This window comes from Rhizobium sp. ZK1, assembly GCF_047782645.1.
In the GTDB taxonomy this organism is placed as follows: Bacteria; Pseudomonadota; Alphaproteobacteria; order Rhizobiales; family Rhizobiaceae; genus Rhizobium.
The window spans coordinates 483,037-498,767 of the sequence record NZ_CP180586.1; the positions used below are offsets into that span (position 1 = coordinate 483,037).

The 15,731-nt window shown below is 60.3% G+C and carries 13 protein-coding genes; 8 read left to right on the forward strand and 5 right to left on the reverse strand.

The genetic code is table 11. The features are described from left to right. Nucleotides 1–42 precede the first annotated feature (42 nt). Together ACK9YZ_RS02475 and ACK9YZ_RS02480 are read left to right on the forward strand one after the other, a co-directional pair. Entirely contained in the window at nt 43–1,758 is a 1,716-nt protein-coding gene (locus ACK9YZ_RS02475; RefSeq protein ID WP_416065564.1) for a response regulator, read from the forward strand. 123 nt (nt 1,759–1,881) lie between these two features. Further along, complete coding sequence (locus ACK9YZ_RS02480; RefSeq protein WP_216757170.1) at nt 1,882–3,249, forward strand: putative bifunctional diguanylate cyclase/phosphodiesterase; 1,368 nt, start codon at nt 1,882–1,884, stop codon at nt 3,247–3,249. 65 nt (nt 3,250–3,314) lie between these two features. Here ACK9YZ_RS02480 and ACK9YZ_RS02485 read toward each other — a convergent pair whose 3' ends face one another. The 5 genes from ACK9YZ_RS02485 to ACK9YZ_RS02505 all read right to left on the reverse strand — a co-directional run bounded on the left by ACK9YZ_RS02485 (nt 3,315) and on the right by ACK9YZ_RS02505 (nt 7,402). Next, a complete protein-coding gene (locus ACK9YZ_RS02485) occupies nt 3,315–3,944 on the reverse strand; it encodes a PRC-barrel domain-containing protein (protein ID WP_416065565.1) in 630 nt (209 codons plus the stop codon). Between the two features lie 223 nt (nt 3,945–4,167). After that, nucleotides 4,168–5,055, reverse strand: a complete 888-nt coding sequence (locus ACK9YZ_RS02490) for an SMP-30/gluconolactonase/LRE family protein (RefSeq protein ID WP_216757172.1) — start codon at nt 5,053–5,055, stop codon at nt 4,168–4,170. Between the two features lie 4 nt (nt 5,056–5,059). Next, complete coding sequence (locus ACK9YZ_RS02495) at nt 5,060–5,692, reverse strand: 2-dehydro-3-deoxy-6-phosphogalactonate aldolase (protein WP_216757173.1); 633 nt, start codon at nt 5,690–5,692, stop codon at nt 5,060–5,062. 31 nt (nt 5,693–5,723) lie between these two features. Then, nucleotides 5,724–6,641, reverse strand: coding sequence for a 2-dehydro-3-deoxygalactonokinase (locus ACK9YZ_RS02500; RefSeq protein ID WP_216757174.1), 918 nt, complete (start codon nt 6,639–6,641; stop codon nt 5,724–5,726). After that, complete coding sequence (locus ACK9YZ_RS02505; RefSeq protein WP_216758808.1) at nt 6,641–7,402, reverse strand: SDR family NAD(P)-dependent oxidoreductase; 762 nt, start codon at nt 7,400–7,402, stop codon at nt 6,641–6,643. Before ACK9YZ_RS02505 ends, ACK9YZ_RS02500 begins: the two co-directional genes overlap by 1 nt. 112 nt (nt 7,403–7,514) lie before the next feature. Here ACK9YZ_RS02505 and ACK9YZ_RS02510 point away from each other — a divergent pair, with 112 nt between their 5' ends. The 6 genes from ACK9YZ_RS02510 to ACK9YZ_RS02535 all read left to right on the forward strand — a co-directional run bounded on the left by ACK9YZ_RS02510 (nt 7,515) and on the right by ACK9YZ_RS02535 (nt 15,708). After that, complete coding sequence (locus tag ACK9YZ_RS02510) at nt 7,515–8,339, forward strand: IclR family transcriptional regulator (protein ID WP_416066800.1); 825 nt, start codon at nt 7,515–7,517, stop codon at nt 8,337–8,339. A 261-nt stretch (nt 8,340–8,600) separates the two neighbouring features. Further along, nucleotides 8,601–9,332 (forward strand): LuxR family transcriptional regulator, encoded by a 732-nt coding sequence (locus tag ACK9YZ_RS02515; RefSeq protein WP_216757175.1) that lies wholly within the window; start codon nt 8,601–8,603, stop codon nt 9,330–9,332. 536 nt (nt 9,333–9,868) lie between these two features. After that, nucleotides 9,869–11,023, forward strand: a complete 1,155-nt coding sequence (locus tag ACK9YZ_RS02520) for an Mrp/NBP35 family ATP-binding protein (RefSeq protein WP_416065566.1) — start codon at nt 9,869–9,871, stop codon at nt 11,021–11,023. A 396-nt stretch (nt 11,024–11,419) separates the two neighbouring features. Continuing rightward, nucleotides 11,420–12,397, forward strand: a complete 978-nt coding sequence (locus ACK9YZ_RS02525) for a magnesium transporter CorA family protein (RefSeq protein ID WP_416065567.1) — start codon at nt 11,420–11,422, stop codon at nt 12,395–12,397. An 18-nt stretch (nt 12,398–12,415) separates the two neighbouring features. Beyond that, a complete protein-coding gene (locus tag ACK9YZ_RS02530) occupies nt 12,416–14,314 on the forward strand; it encodes a potassium transporter Kup (protein WP_216757177.1) in 1,899 nt (632 codons plus the stop codon). 215 nt (nt 14,315–14,529) lie between these two features. Next, on the forward strand, nt 14,530–15,708 hold the full coding sequence (locus ACK9YZ_RS02535) for a cell wall hydrolase (protein WP_416065568.1): 1,179 nt from the start codon (nt 14,530–14,532) through the stop codon (nt 15,706–15,708). Nucleotides 15,709–15,731 lie beyond the last annotated feature (23 nt).

Here is a 15,731-nt window from a genome sequence, read left to right on the forward strand (position 1 = left end):
CTCCGAAACTGCGAAAATCGGACAGATGTGGGATGTGAATGAATGAGTGCCGGCTTCGAAAAGGCGGACACATCATCTGCCAGTGACGCGCTGCCGCCTGAGGTTGATCTTCAGACGGTGCTTTTCGACGCGGTATGCGACAGTCTTTCTGCTGCATTCGTCATCTATGATCGCAACGATCTTCTTATTTTCGCCAGCCGCCAGGTCATGGAATTCTTTCCGGTACCCGACGATGTACTGCGGCCGGGCACCCGGCTCCGTGATTTCCTGAGTGCGGTCTACGATACCGGCATCCGCGAGCAGACCCTTGCGCACCAAGCGGTTTCGCTCAGCCGCGAGGACTGGTTGTCCCAGCGCATCGCCTCCCATTGGCGCGAACGTTTCGAATCCGTCGAGCGCCACGGTGCCGACCGTTGGGTGCGCTTTTTGAAGCGCCGCCTGCCGAACGGCTACGGCGTGACCATCATCTCCGATATTTCGGAGGCGCGTAGGCGCGAGGAACAGTGGCGCTACGATCTGGAGCGTGTGCAGCTCACCGAGGACATTCTCGACCATCTGCCGTTCCCGCTCTTCGTCAAGGATCGCAACCTCACCTATGTCGCCGTCAACAAGGCCTTCTGCGAGAAATACCAGACGGCAGCGGACGAGGTTCTCGGCCGCAAGAGCGGTGATCTGTTTTCGCCTGACATCGCCAAGCGCTTCGAGGAAAGCGACCGCCACGTGCTGGAAACCGGTGAAATGTCGGTCGCCCGCCAGCGCCAGATCGCCCGCGATGGCACGGAGCGTGACATCGTCAGCCGCAAGCACAGGATCGGCAAGCCTGGACGCTATTTCCTGGTCTCGACCATGCAGGACTTGCCGAGCGATGGCGGCGATCTCGACGAATTCAATCAGGCCTCAGAGATCACCACCTCCAGCAACCAGACCTATCGCCGCGCCTATGTGCCGGTGCCGAATGCATCTCAGCGCCGCGAGCCGGCGGCGATGGAGGCGATCGTTCCGGAGAACTTCTCCGGCCGAAAGATACTTGTCGTCACCGCGGATCTCGCCGCCGAGACTGCCGCACTGCGCACGCTTGCCAAATACGGCTTCGAATCCTGCTCCGTCCGCGGCGAGGACGAGGAGGAAAGCTTCCTCGAGATCGCCAGCTACTCCGGCATCTCGCTCGATCTCCTGATCATCGATAACCAGATGGGCATGCGCTGTCTGGAGCTCGCCGAACGATACGGCATTCCCGCCCTTGTCATGGATGGCTTTCAGATCGCCAACGAGTTGACCTTCCAGATCGCCCGCCACTTCAACCGCAACGGACGCGGCGGGGGCACTGAAGGCGACTGGGAAATCACCACGAGTGAAGAAAACGTAGGCCTCCAGGTTCTCGTCGCCGAGGATAACGACATCAACCAGATCGTCTTCACGCAGATCCTCGAAGGTCTCGGTTACCGCCATCGGATCGCGACGACCGGCGAAGAGGTTGTTCGCCTCTGGGCCGAACATCGGCCGCAGATCGTGCTGATGGATATTTCGCTGCCGGTCTTCAACGGCTTTGAAGCCTCGCGCCTCATTCGCCAGATGGAAGAGGGACAGGGCACGCGGACTCCTGTTATCGGTGTGCTGACACAGGCCTTCGAGCGCGATCGGGCTGAATGCGCCAAGGCCGGCATGGATGACGTCATCATGAAACCGGTCAGCCCGGATATCCTTGAAACGGTATTTCAGAAATACCTGATGGACGAGCCGATCAAGGTTCGAAGCTAAATACAGGTCAACCCCCCAGTTTTTGGGAATGCTTCGGGTTGTATCGCGGACGATTTACTATCGAATTGTTAAGATTTGCCGGTCATTCTTCCCCAGGGTGTGGAGGAAAATCTCGGGTTTGGAGTGATGGCGTCGGCAGAAATACCATTCATGACCGTAAGTCAGAACGACCTCCAGGCGATGGCTTATACCGATCCGCTGACCGGGTTGGGAAACCGGCATCGCATGCGGGACAAGGTGATGCAGATTTCTGCCGAGCGTGCCAGCGATCCGGCACCTTTCACCATCGGCATTGCCAATCTCGACAGTTTCAAGCCGATCAACGATCTCTTCGGCTCTGCCGCCGGCGATGAAATCCTGTGCCAGGTCGCCCATCGCCTGAAGGCCTGCATTCCGGATGGCGCGCTGGTGACGCGTCATGACGGCGATGAATTTGCTTTCGTCCTGCCGCTGATTTTTGAGCGCGCCAGTGCTGAGAAATTCGGTCAGATGATCCGCGAGGTCCTGTCGGCCCCCTATGATCTCGGCGACCGCAACGTCCGCCTTTCGGCTTCCTTCGGTTTTGCGATCTATCCTTTTGCCGGCGAGGATTGCGAAGAGTTGCTGAAGAGCGCCGAAACCGCGCTCTACCGCTCCAAGCGCCGCGGCCGCGGGCAGATCACTGTCTATTCACGCGAGATCGCGCAGGAGATGAAACGAGCGACCCAACTCGAACAGGCGCTCAGAAACGCTATCATATCAGATGCGATCGACGTGCATTTCCAGCCGATCGTCTCGCTCGCCAACAATCAGGTGGTGGGCTTCGAGGCGCTGGCTCGCTGGAATGATCCCGATCTCGGCTTCGTCTCGCCCGGTGTCTTCGTGCCGCTCGCCGAGGAGCGCGGTTTTATCGACGCCCTGTCGGAAGCGCTGCTGCGCAAGGCTGCGGAAACGGCACTTTCCTGGCCGCGCGAATTGTTCCTGTCCTTCAACCTGTCTTCGGCCCAGCTCATGGATCCGGGAACGAGCGGCAGCATTCTCTCGATCCTCGGTCGCGTCGGTTTCGACCCGCACCGTCTCGAGCTCGAGATCACCGAAACGGCTGTCATGAGTTCCGCCGACACGGCGCACCGGATTATTGCTGATCTGAGAGCTGCGGGTGTCCGCATCTCGCTGGACGATTTCGGCACCGGCCAGTCGAGCCTCGGGCGTCTGCGTGATTTCATCTTCGATAAGATCAAGATCGATCGCGCTTTCGTCTCTCGCATCAATTCCGACCGTGCCTCCGAACACATCATCAAGGCGATCCTTGCCATGTGCGAGGGCCTCGAGTTGGAAGTCGTGGCTGAAGGCATCGAGGATTATTCGGAAGCGGTTAAGCTGCGCATGCTCGGCTGCGGCATGGGTCAGGGCTATCATTTCGGCCGGCCGGCCGATGGCATCGCCACGCTGCGCTTCCTGCACGAGAATTATTGCTACGATACAAGTGCGACGGAACGCGCCAGCGCATAACGGCAGACACAAAAACGATGGCGCCCCATGGGACGCCATCGCCTACGCTCTACTCTCCGTACGAATTACTTGTTGGTCGTGGATCCCGTCGAGGTGGTGTCCGTCGGCATGGCTGTGCCGGTTGCTGCCGGAGCCTTTTCAGCCGACTGCATTGCCAGCGTCTTGAATTCCGGAGCCGCCTTCAGCGATTCCGCGGTTTCCGTGGTCGTCAGCTTGACGGAGCCGTCCTGCGTGTTCTGAGCGACGGTGATCTTCTGCATCGGGACGGCGACATTCTTTTCGCCGATGCCCAGGAAGCCGCCGACGCCGATGATAGCTGCGACGAGACCGCCATCCTTCCTCATGATGAGGTCGTTGACGCTGCCGATGCTCTCGTTGTTGCCGTTATAGACCGACTGGCCAATATAGGTATTGGCGCTGATCTGGTCCGAGGCCTGCTGCGTCAGATAGCTGTCGCCACCTGCTTGAGCCGTATCGGTGCTCGGCGCCGGGGCCGGAGCCTGGGCGGCATCACCTGCGGGCGCCATCGGCTTGACCGGCTCTGCCGGTGCGGGGGCTGAGGGATCGGCGGGCGCAGACTGCGTCGGGGCAGCAGGGCTCGCCGGCTGCGGAGTCGTCTGCGAAAATGCCGCCGGTGCAAAAGCCGTGGCAAACAGTGCGCCAGCGGCAACGGTCGTCAGGAGTTTGCGTGTCATTTCGAACCTACTTTCGTTCCTTGAGTGATCCCTGGCACAGCAGCGCCTGTTTTTCAGGCATTCCTGCCGCGCCGGTTCAAGAATGAAATGACCGGTGCGCTTATTGGTTCCGGCCGAAGACACGGAAAATTTTGCGGTTTTCACCGAACCTTGATCGGAAAACGATCCAAAAGAGAAAAGGCACCCTGCAACAGAGTGCCTCTGTAAATGCGGGCTTCGGCGTTCAGATCACATAGGCAGGATCGAAAACACCCTTCACCGTGATGCCGAGCTCGAGCAGCGCGCCTGCGCTCGGCTGGGCGGAGCGGGCATCCTCGTCCAACCCCTCCCAGGCCGTCGTTACCACAAGCCGGTCGGCATTGGCACCGATGAAGGCCGGGCATGAAGGCTGTGCGGCCGGCACCTTGTAACGGGCGATGCGCAGTCCATCAGGGCTGTAGCGGTCGACGACGCCGGCACCCCAGCGCGCGTTCCAGATATAGCCGTCGGCATCGCAGACTGAACCGTCCAGTCCGCCGGGTTCGTCCATGCTGTCGACCATCACGATCGGTTCGCCCGAGGGAAGGCCGGTCTGCGGATCGACCATGACCCGCATCAGGCGGCTGATGCGGGTATCAGTGAAATAGCCGATCGTACCGTCGGGCGAAAAGCAGATGGAGTTCGGAATGCTGATACCACCGAAGATCTTCGTCACCTTGCCGGCAGCCACGTGATAGATCGCACCCGCCTGCTGCTCGGCGCGCTTGCTCATCGTACTGATCCACAATGCGCCTGAGGGATGCGTGCGCCCGTCGTTGGAGCGGTTTTCCGGCTTGTCGTTTTCGAGCGCCGCATAGAAGGTCAGGTTGCCGCTTGCGATATTCCGCACGAAAAGCCCTTCTTCGGTCGCCAGCAGCTGACGATCGGAATCGATGCGGGCAAGCACGCTCGCCATCATTGGCAGCGGATGCATCTTCTTCTCGTCCGTCGAAAGATTGAGCTCGTGCAGTTCCTTGCCGAGAATGTTGAACCACCAGACGGTGTTGGAAACAGGATCGTAAGTGGGGCCCTCACCGAGAACCGAATTGGTATTGCAAAGTGTTTTGCCCTCGAATTCATAAATATCAGTCATATGCCTATGCTCCTATGGCTGCGTCATAGGCTAAGATGGTTGCCTTGGCGCGCTCGGCAACCTCTGCAGCAGTCATTCTGGGCTTGTAAATGCTGGTGCCGAGGCCGAAGGCGAGAATGCCGGCTTTGGTGTAGTCGGAGAAGTTCTTGTCCGACACACCGCCGACCGCCGCAATCACGAGTTCCGGCGGCAGGATGGCGCGGATTGCGGTGATGCCGGAAGGGCCGAGAACGCTGGCAGGGAAGAACTTGAGGCCCGTCGCGCCCGCGCGGGCCGCCTGCAGCGCCTCTGTGGGCGTGAAAACGCCCGGCATTGTCACCATGCCATAGTCGCGGGCACGGATGATGACGTCGGGCTCGACATTCGGCGTCACCAGCAGCTTGCCGCCAGCGGCATGCAGGCTGTCGACGGCCTCTGTGGTTAACACGGTGCCGGCACCGATCAGCACATCAGCCGGCGCCATCTTGGCGGCAATCTCGATCGATTTGAAAGGCTCAGGCGAGTTGAGCGGGATCTCGATCGCCGTCAGGCCGTTTTCGATCAGCGCGCCGACCACGGCTTCTGTTTCCGCAGGCTCGATGCCGCGCAAAATGGCAATCAGCGGACGCTTCATATCGGGGAAAGGGATGCGGTTCATAGGAGTGTCTTTCTCGGTTCGGCCAGATGGCTCAATTTGGCCAGATGGCTTGGGCAGCAGCCGAAAGTCCGCCGCGAACGGCGGCATCGGCATCGATGGCGGTGAAGGAAAGGGAAAGTGTGCGGAAGGCCTGCTCGTAAAGGGCCTGGAGGCGTCCGGACGCGACGAGTGTAATGGCCGTGCCCTTGCCGGCATCCTGCAGCGCACCGGCGATTTCGAGGCCGATCAGGATGCCCGAGAGCTTAGCTTGTGCGGCAGCGGCCGAAATGCCGTGCAGAAGCTGGCCGGAGCGGGCGGTGAAAATCAGGTTGGAGGCGAGCGCCGGCCGTTTGAAGGCCGCTGCGACCGCAGCCTCGAAGGCGGCTGCATCGGCCGGCTGATCCTCGGCGCCGGCAACGGCATGCATAAGAATCGTATGCTTGGTAATCGCGTCGAAAAGCTCGCCCGTCATGAAGGTGGCAAAGCCGGTCACTCTGCCGTCTTCTACATGCACCCACTTGGAATGCGTGCCGGGCATGCAGACGGCTTGTGCGCCGCGGCTCGCAGGGCCGAGCGCGCCGAGAAGCTGCGTTTCCTCACCGCGCATGACATCGGGTATTGCCGCATCGCGCTGGGCAAGGCCGGGCAGGATACGCACATCGCGATTTTCGCCCGGCACGGACACTGCGCCTGATAGGATCGAGGAAAGCGAAGCCGGCACGTCGATGTAACCGGCCTCCACCCAGCCCTGCCGTGCGCCCGCCATGCCGCAGACGATGACCGGCAGGTCATCAGGCGCTTCGACGGCTGCGAGATGTCCAGCCAGAACTTGGGAAAAGCCGGTCTTGGCGGCCGTCGTCATACCTTCGCCGCTGCGGCGCTCGGCAAGAACGCTGCCGTCGGCACCGATAAGCCAGAGCCGGAAGCTGCTGGTGCCCCAGTCCACCGCGACATAAGCGGGATTTGCCATTAGAGAACGCCTCCATCGACGATTAGGGATTGCGCGGTCATGCCGGCTGCGCAGTCGGATGCAAGAAACAGAGCCGGACCGACAATTGCGTCCGCCTTCAATACGATCTTCAGGCATTGCCCCTGTACGGAGCGGGCAATGCTTTCCTCCGTCAGCCACAGCTTCATCTGCCGCTCGGTCACCACCATGCCCGGCAGGATGCAGTTGACGCGGATATTCTCAGGTCCCAGCCTTCCGGCCATGCTCTTCGTCAGACCGATCACTGCCGCCTTGGCGGCGGCATAGGCGGGGAAAACGCCCATGTTCAATTTGAAGGCGATGGACGACATGTTGATAATCGCCCCGCCGCCGGCCGTCCGCATCGAAGGCACAACTGCCTGCGACGTAAAGAAGACATGGCGCAGGTTTACCGCCTGGTTATTGTCCCAATAGTCCTCGGTCACATCGTCGAATTCGTGCCTGTCATCCCAGGCTGCATTGTTGACGAGCACCCGGATCGGCCCGGACTTTTCGACAACCTCGTTCACCGTGCGCCTGATGGCGTCGATATCGCGCAGGTCGGTGTGGTAGAAGCTGACCGGATGCGCGGCGTCTCCGGAAAGCCGTTCCGCCAGTTCCCGGCTTTCAGCCTCGGCGATGTCGAGGAAGGAAACCTTTGCGCCCTGCCTTGCGAAACCCTCGACGAGCGCAGCACCGATGCCGGAGCCGCCCCCACTCACCAGCACCGCGCGACCCCTGAATTCGGGAAATTGTGCAGACATAGCGCTCACCGTCTTTCTCCTCCGGCATGCGGTAAATTCCATTATTTGGAACTTAATTTGACTATATGGAATTATTCGATTAGGCTGCCTTGCCTGTCAAGGGTGGTAGGTGATGATATCAGGCGGCGACAGCATGGCGCAGGCAAATGACAAGGGGGCGACCGGCACGCCGCGTGACACCGGCACGCTCGGCAAGCTGATGGTCGTGCTCGATCTCGTCACCCACGCTGATGCTCCCTTGCGCTTCACCGATATCCTCGCGCTTGCTAGCCAGCCGCGCGGTACGCTGCACCGCCAGCTCGGCCATCTCGTGGAGGAGGGGCTGCTCGAAATCGATGCGGAGGGACGTTATGCGCCTGGCTTGCGATTGCTCGATTTCGCCTCACGGAGCTGGGCACGCAACGAATTCCGCCTGATTGCTGCGCCGCATCTCGCCGCCCTGCATCGGGAGACAGGCGAGACCGTCCATCTCGGCGTGCTGCGCGGCTCCTCCATCATTTATCTCGACAAGGTCGAAGGACACCAGCCGGTACGCATGTATTCACAGATCGGCAATGCCTCGCCCTGCTATTGCACTGGTGTCGGCAAGGCGGCCCTTTCGGTTCTGCCGGCCGACAAACTCCGCGAATTGCTTCCCAGCCTGCGCTTCAACCGCTTCACGCCTTCGACGCATGTGAGCGGTGAAACCCTGTTGACGGAAATCGGCGATATTGTTTCTGCCGGTCATGCCTACGACCGGGAAGAGCACGAGGCGGGAATCCGCTGCGTCGCCGCCCCCATCTGGTCGGACGACCGTTCGTTCATCGGCGGGGTCTCTGTCACCGGTCCTGCTTACCGCCTGTCGATGGAACTTCTCCACGAATGGGCCATTCCGGTTCAGGTGACGGCGCGGAAGATCATGGACGAAATGCGCATCCGCCTCGGGCCGAGGCGTTGAAAGCGATTTGACGGTGGTCATTGCTGGACGTCGTATACATAGCATGCTTATGATGAGTGCGTTATTGAGATTTGACGGCGAATCACGCCAACTGGGGTCGTCCGCGAAATCATCGACAATTCACCGGCCGAACGCGCTGCGCGCCGAGGCTGAATCCTATTGATCTGACGGGCGTTGTGTAACCCACCCTGCACCTGACCGTTTTTCCACACAGGCTGCCAGCGGTTTACCCAAAGCCCGGTTCGAAGGCGAAAAAATCTGATGGCAAGCTTACCGCAAACTTCGGTGGAAGACGCCTATGTCCAGGAGGTCGCCAGTCTAAAGACGCAGTTCGACATCTTTCGCTTCATGAAGCGGGTGACGGAGACCTATCGCAGCCGAGCCTTCATGGTCCTGAACCTGCCGCCGATCACCTCCTTCGATCTGCAGGGCAACACGATTATCACGAGCTGGCCAGCCGAACTGCTGTCGATTTATGATCAGGAAGGACTGATGATGAACAGTCCGGTCCTGCGGCGGCTGCGCACCTCGACCCTGCCGTTCTGCTACGATACGGCACGCACCAACTGGCCGCGCGATGATGGCAAGTCAGGCATGGTAGCCACCCTTTTCGAACGCTTCAAGATGATGCGCAGCGCCTATTTTCCGACGCATGAACCGTCTGGTGCACGCGGTGCGGTCTCCTTCGCCGGCGATCGCGAACCTTATACGCCCACCGAGATGCGTGAGCTCAGCTACATCGCCATCCACATCTTCGACCGGCTCGCCGAGATCCGTAATCTCGATACACGCATGACCGATACGCTGACGGACCGCGAGATCGACTGCCTCAACTGGACTGCCGCAGGCAAGACCAGCGCCGAGATCGCCGAAATCCTCGATCTCTCGGAGCACACGGTCAATCATTACCTGAACCGCGCCACCAAGAAGCTGGATACGGTCAACCGCACGCAGGCCGTTGCCAAGGCGCTGCGCATCGGTCTCATCAAGTAACGTCACCAGCCTAAAATAACGTCAGGCGCTGCCGGGCTGCTCAATATGTGAGCGCCGTTTTCGTTGCTCGCTGTCCAAATTGACAATTGTCATCCCTTTTCGTCAATTTCGCAGTTGGCACGCTTCCTGCATTCTTATGGGCAGAGGTCCAGAGGGGACTTTGATAACAGCGCCAGCTCAATGGTGCGACCGACACGCCGCCGCCTGATATCGTTGCCGCTTTTCTCCCGGCCCTACGATGTCGGGGGCGGTTGTTGCGTTTAGGCAACCGCCTTTTGCCGCTGTTCCGAAACCGGACGATTTCCTTTAGTTTTTTCTGGCCTTTTTTTTCGCTTGCGCTAATTCGCCCCGAATTGCGTCGGTTCTCGGGGAGGCCGTTGCGGCCATCAGGGCGAAAGCCCAGCGGACTTGATGGCCGCAACGGAGAGAGAACCCGCTGCCTTTCCTTTGATATGAGATGTGCCTGCTGCCCGATTTTGTTTGGCGAAGCTGCGGACCTCCACTATTTACAGACAAAGAAAAGCAGTGAGGGCGGAATGACCGAGGTCACTAAGGAACAGGTTCTGGAGACGCTGAAGACCGTGCGCGGGCCGGATCTGGAGCACAGTATCGTCGAACTCGGCATGGTTTCCGACGTCTTCATCTCCGACGGCAAGGTCTATTTCTCCATTACCGTGCCGGCGGAACGCGCCAAGGAACTGGAGCCGATGCGGCTTGCCGCAGAGCGTGTCATCAAGGAAATGCCGGGTGTGAAAGGCGCACTTGTAGCGCTGACGGCAGACAAGAAGGCTGCCGCAAATGCACCTGCAGCGCGCCCGGCCCCACAGGCTGACCACAGCCATCACGGCCACTCCCATGCGCCGCAGCAACCGCCGCCGCACACGGCCAAGATCGGCGTTCCCGGTATCGGCGCCATCATCGCCGTCGCATCGGGCAAGGGCGGTGTCGGCAAATCGACGACGGCGGTCAATCTGGCGCTCGGCCTGCTGGCCAACGGTCTTCGCGTCGGCATTCTCGATGCCGATATCTACGGTCCCTCCATGCCGCGCCTCCTCAAGATTTCCGGCCGCCCGACGCAGATCGATGGCCGCATCATCAATCCCATGGAGAATTACGGCCTCAAGGTCATGTCCATGGGCTTCCTCGTCGATGAGGAAACGGCGATGATCTGGCGCGGCCCGATGGTTCAGTCCGCCCTCCTGCAGATGCTGCGTGAAGTCGCCTGGGGTGAACTCGATGTTCTCGTCGTCGACATGCCGCCCGGCACCGGCGACGCCCAGCTCACCATGGCCCAGCAGGTACCGCTTGCCGGCGCCGTCATCGTTTCCACGCCGCAGGATCTGGCGTTGATCGATGCCCGTAAGGGTCTCAACATGTTCCGTAAGGTCGAGGTGCCGGTTCTCGGCATCGTCGAGAACATGAGCTATTTCGTCGCGCCCGATACAGGCACGCGCTACGACATCTTCGGCCACGGCGGTGCCCGCAAGGAAGCCGAGCGCATCGGCGTACCCTTCCTCGGCGAAGTGCCGTTGACTATGAATATCCGCGAGACCTCGGATGCCGGAACGCCGCTCGTTGCCTCCGATCCGAATGGCATCGTGGCTGGAATCTACCGTGCCATCGCCGCCAGGGTCTGGGAACAGGTCGGCCAAAAGCCGCAGCGCGCCGCACCTGCCATCGTCTTCGAATAGCGCGAATCACCTGGCTGCTCACCCCGAATTGTGGGGGAAATGAGATGAAAGGGCGCGGTTCAGGTAAGATGTCTTGATTATTTTCCGGCTTTGCTTCATATGCGCGCCGGCGCCATGATGGCGCGTCTGCAAATGCTCTGCGACGGCCGCCTGTCGATGAAGGTTCGGCCCTCTGCATGTTCGGAGTTGACTTGTCGATCGAAGGATTGGTGACTGCGATGCGGTGGAGCAACCCGGCCGGAAAGGCCGTACATGGCCGGAGTTGCATGAACTCTTTTTATCCACTTCCGCTACGATCAATGACGAGTACGCCTGGCGTCACCGCGCTCGCGTGGAAGGGGTTTCGATGAAAAGAGCTAGGATCGCCGGGTATTGCCGGCGCCGGAGATGCAGACTGTGATCACCGCATACTGTTCCAACTGCAAATCGATCGAGATTCGCGATCTTGCGAACCCTCCTGAGTTTCCGGCGGATGTGGTATGGATCGACATGGTCGAACCGACCCGCGAGGAGGAACTGCATGTCGAAAAGCTCCTTGGCATCGAAGTGCCGACCCGTGACGATCTCAGGGCGATCGAGCCGTCTGCGCGCCTTTACGTCGAAAACAACGCAGTTTATATGACAGCTTCGCTGATATGGAAGGCAGAGACGGAAGCCCCGACCTTGACGGATGTCGCCTTCATTCTGGCCGGCGACCGGCTGGTGACCATCCGCTATGCCCATCCGAAGTCTTTCGCGCTTTTCATCGCTGCCCTGCACCGCATACCGGAGCAATGGCGCAGTGGCGCTGCCCTTCTCGCCAAGCTCCTGGAAACGATCGTCGACCGCACGGCAGAAGTCCTGGAGGTCTCGGTGTCCCGGCTGGACATCCTGTCGGTCCACGTCTTCGGCGATCGCGCCAAGAAGGTGCGCAAGCCCTCGAACTATCTGGAAGAGAAACTGAAGGACATTGCCGGTCATCACCGCATGATCAGCAAGCTGCGCGACAGCCTCGGCTCGCTCTCGCGCCTGCTCACCTTCTTCTATACGATCCCGGTCGTCCAGCACGATCAGGAAACCAAGGAACTCTGCCGAACGATCTCGCGTGACATCCAGTCCCTTTCGGAACACGCTGCCTTCGTCGCCGCCAACATCACCTTCCTGCTCGACGCCTCCCTCGGCCTCATCAATATCGAGCAGAACGCCATCATCAAGATTTTCTCGATCGCTTCGGTTGTGTTCTTGCCGCCGACGCTGGTCGCCTCCATCTATGGCATGAATTTCGAATTCATGCCGGAGTTGCACCTGACCGCGGGTTATCCCTACTCGCTGGGCCTCATGGTGATCTCCGCCGTCATCCCATTCTTCTTTTTTCGCTGGAAAGGCTGGCTCTGAGGAGCCTGTAATTGCTTCATGTCTGAAGAAAGCCATTCTCACGAACGTCACCTTGGGCCGCGCAAGCTCTTTTATCTCGCGCTGGGTTCGGTAGGCGTCGTTTACGGGGATATCGGCACGAGCCCGCTTTATGCCTTCCGCGAAGCGCTGAAGCCGGTCGCCCATGATGGTCTCACCCGTTTCGAGGTCATCAGCCTCATTTCCCTTATGATCTGGGCGCTGACCATCATCGTCACCATCAAATATGTGCTCTTCCTGCTGCGTGCCGACAACGACGGCGAAGGCGGCACGCTGTCGCTGCTCGCCCTCCTGATGAAGACCGCCAACGGCCATACTGCGCTCTTGATGCTGCTCGGCCTGATGGGCGCAGCACTCTTCCTGGGCGATGCCATGATCACCCCGGCGCTTTCGGTCCTCTCGGCCGTCGAAGGTCTGAAGCTCGTGACCCCGAGCCTGTCGGAATATATCGTGCCCATATCCGTGGCGATCCTGGCGTTGCTATTTGTCGTGCAGTCGCATGGCACGGGGGCCGTCGCCCGCTTCTTCGGCCCGATCACGGCGCTGTGGTTCCTCGTCATGGCTGCCGCCGGCATCGCTCATATTTCGGATGATTACGGCATCCTCGCCGCTTTCAATCCCTATTATGCCGTCAGCTTTCTGCTGCATGAGGGTTTTTACGGCGTTGTCGTTCTCGGCGCCGTCTTCCTGACCGTCACCGGCGCGGAAGCGCTTTATGCAGATCTCGGCCATTTCGGTCGGCGTCCGATCCAGTGGGCGTGGTTTGTGCTGGTTTTCCCGTCACTGACGCTGAACTATCTGGGGCAGGGCGCGCTCGTTCTCGGCAATCCTGCGACGATGTCTGATCCGTTCTACCTCATGTACCCACAATGGGCGCTGCTGCCGGTCGTTATCCTCGCGACCTGCGCCACCATCATTGCCAGCCAGGCCGTCATTACCGGCGCCTTCTCGCTGGTGCGCCAGGGGATCAATCTAGGCTTCCTGCCGCGCATGGAAATTCTCTTCACGTCAGAGACCAATACCGGTCAGATCTTTGTGCCCTCGGTCAACGCGGTGCTGTTCTTCGGCGTCATCTTCCTCGTGCTCGGCTTCAAGACCTCGGATGCGCTGGCGACCGCCTACGGCATCTCGGTCACCGGAGCGATGGTCGTCACCTCGATCATGGCCTTCGAATTCGTCCGCGTCCGTTGGAACTGGTCGCTTCCGGTTGCCATCATCGCGCTGCTGCCGCTGGTCATTCTCGAACTGATCTTCCTGGGCGCCAATCTCTTGAAGATCCACGACGGCGGCTACATCCCGATCATGATTGCGACCGCCTTCACTGTCATCATGTGGACCTGGCGCCGCGGTACGGCGATCCTGACGGAAAAGACCCGCCATACCGACATTCCGCTCGCCTCTTTCGTCAGCTCCATCGAGCGCAAGAGCGAGCATTCTCCGGCCCATGTTCCGGGCACCGCGATTTTCCTGACCAGCGATCCGGATTCCGCACCCGCCGCACTGCTGCACAATCTCAAGCACAATCACGTGCTCCATGACCGCAACGTCATCCTGACGATCCGCACGGTGAACAAACCGCGTGTCTCGCCGCAGGAGCGTTACAAGGTCGAGCAGATCTCCGAGCGTTTCTCGCGTGTTGAACTGCTCTTCGGCTTCATGGAATCGCAGAACGTCTCGCAGGCGCTGGCGGCATTGCGCAAGACCGGCCTGAAGTTCGACATCATGACGACGTCTTTCTATCTCGGCCGCCGCAAGCTGGTGCCCGATGCCAAGTCCGGCATGCCTTACTGGCAGGACCGCCTTTACATCGCGCTCGCAAACGCTGCCGCCAACCCCTCCGACTACTTCCGTCTGCCGGCCAACCGCGTGGTGGAATTGGGTTCGCACGTCATCATCTGATGGGAGCAAGGAGAGGGCACCATCTCGCCCTCTCCCAGTTCTGTGACGGGCACGCGAATGAGCGGGGCGAATGCTCCATTTCACGAAAATGTCAGCCGCATTAGAACATGCAAAAATCCTCATGGGCATATTCCGGGGCAGGTCGTTAACCAGCTATCAAGGTTAATGCGGGATTTTCTTGGGACTGTTCCTGCGTCCCATGCCCGGAGTCCGCGTTGCGTCGAATTGGCCGCTTCCGCAGCAAGCTGCGTCTCTTGCCCCAGAACTGGGTCTCTCCCGCGATCTTCGGCGTGGCCGGATGGCTGATCTTTCCGAGCGTCGCCTCTCATGCCGATCTCGCCACCATGCTCGCCGGTCTCGACAATGATGGCGAAAGCTGGCGCATGGTTCTGACAAATTCGCCGGCTGGCTCCATTCACCAGGCCGAACTCGCCTTTGCCGATCCCGCTGCCACCGGCTCGATCGCGGCCGGTGCCGGCATGGTGCTGCCCGATGGCCGCAAGGTTGCCTTCGTCTCCGGTGAGAAGGGCAGTGACGCTAGCCCGGACGAGGATCGCGTGAACAGAAGCGCCAAGAAGGGCCGCGTCGTTGCCGTGGAAAAAGTGCAGCCGCCAAAGGATTTCTCGGCCGGCTCCATCCTCGAACGTACCAGGCTGCTCTTCCGCCCGGTCTTCGACCTCAAGGAGAAATCCGCCTTCGTGAAGCCGGCGATCAAGGGCAAGGAGATCGAGATTGCCCAGGCCTTCTATAAGAAGCAGCCGGTTCCGCAGCAGGACAATGCTATGCCGGCCTTGCTGGCAGGCCTCGTGACCAGTGACAAGGCGGATGTGCTGGCGGCGGCCTATGCGCCTTCCGCGCCGGATTATTCCCGTCAGTCGCCTTTCGATTCGATCCTGACCGACAAGGACGAAGGCCGTTTCGTGCCGCAGATCGGCCCGAAGGACCATGCCTGGGCCGCAAGCATCCTGCCGCCCAGTGTCTTTTCCGCCCGCGAACAGCAGTGCCTGGCATCGGGCATCTATTTCGAGGCGCGCGGTGAATCCTTGAAGGGGCAGGCGGCCGTCGCGCAGGTCATCCTCAACCGGGTCCGCAACCCGGCCTATCCGAAGACCATCTGCGGTGTCGTCTACCAGAACGAAGACTGGCGCAACCGCTGCCAGTTTTCCTTCGCCTGCGACAACATCAAGGACCGGGTAAATTCGCAATATCACTGGCGCGTCGCCCGCGATGTCGCCATGGCCGTGACCGCCGGCAGGATCTGGCTGCCGCAGGTAGGCTCCGCCACGCATTACCATGCCGTCTATGTCCGGCCGAACTGGGCCAGGACCATGGAAAAGGTCGGCCGCATCGGCATGCATGTCTTCTACCGCACCTATGGCGGCGGCTGGAGCTGAAGCGTGTCCGCGAAAGCGTGCGG

Excerpts from the sequence above, each read along its gene's own strand:
- ACK9YZ_RS02475 (WP_416065564.1), top strand. The coding sequence starts at position 43 with ATGAGTGCCGGCTTCGAAAAGGCGGACACATCATCTGCCAGTGACGCG.
- ACK9YZ_RS02485 (WP_416065565.1), bottom strand. The coding sequence starts at position 3,944 with ATGACACGCAAACTCCTGACGACCGTTGCCGCTGGCGCACTGTTTGCC.
- ACK9YZ_RS02490 (WP_216757172.1), bottom strand. The coding sequence starts at position 5,055 with ATGACTGATATTTATGAATTCGAGGGCAAAACACTTTGCAATACCAAT.
- ACK9YZ_RS02495 (WP_216757173.1), bottom strand. The coding sequence starts at position 5,692 with ATGAACCGCATCCCTTTCCCCGATATGAAGCGTCCGCTGATTGCCATT.
- ACK9YZ_RS02500 (WP_216757174.1), bottom strand. The coding sequence starts at position 6,641 with ATGGCAAATCCCGCTTATGTCGCGGTGGACTGGGGCACCAGCAGCTTC.
- ACK9YZ_RS02505 (WP_216758808.1), bottom strand. The coding sequence starts at position 7,402 with ATGTCTGCACAATTTCCCGAATTCAGGGGTCGCGCGGTGCTGGTGAGT.
- ACK9YZ_RS02510 (WP_416066800.1), top strand. The coding sequence starts at position 7,515 with ATGATATCAGGCGGCGACAGCATGGCGCAGGCAAATGACAAGGGGGCG.
- ACK9YZ_RS02515 (WP_216757175.1), top strand. The coding sequence starts at position 8,601 with ATGGCAAGCTTACCGCAAACTTCGGTGGAAGACGCCTATGTCCAGGAG.
- ACK9YZ_RS02520 (WP_416065566.1), top strand. The coding sequence starts at position 9,869 with ATGACCGAGGTCACTAAGGAACAGGTTCTGGAGACGCTGAAGACCGTG.
- ACK9YZ_RS02530 (WP_216757177.1), top strand. The coding sequence starts at position 12,416 with ATGTCTGAAGAAAGCCATTCTCACGAACGTCACCTTGGGCCGCGCAAG.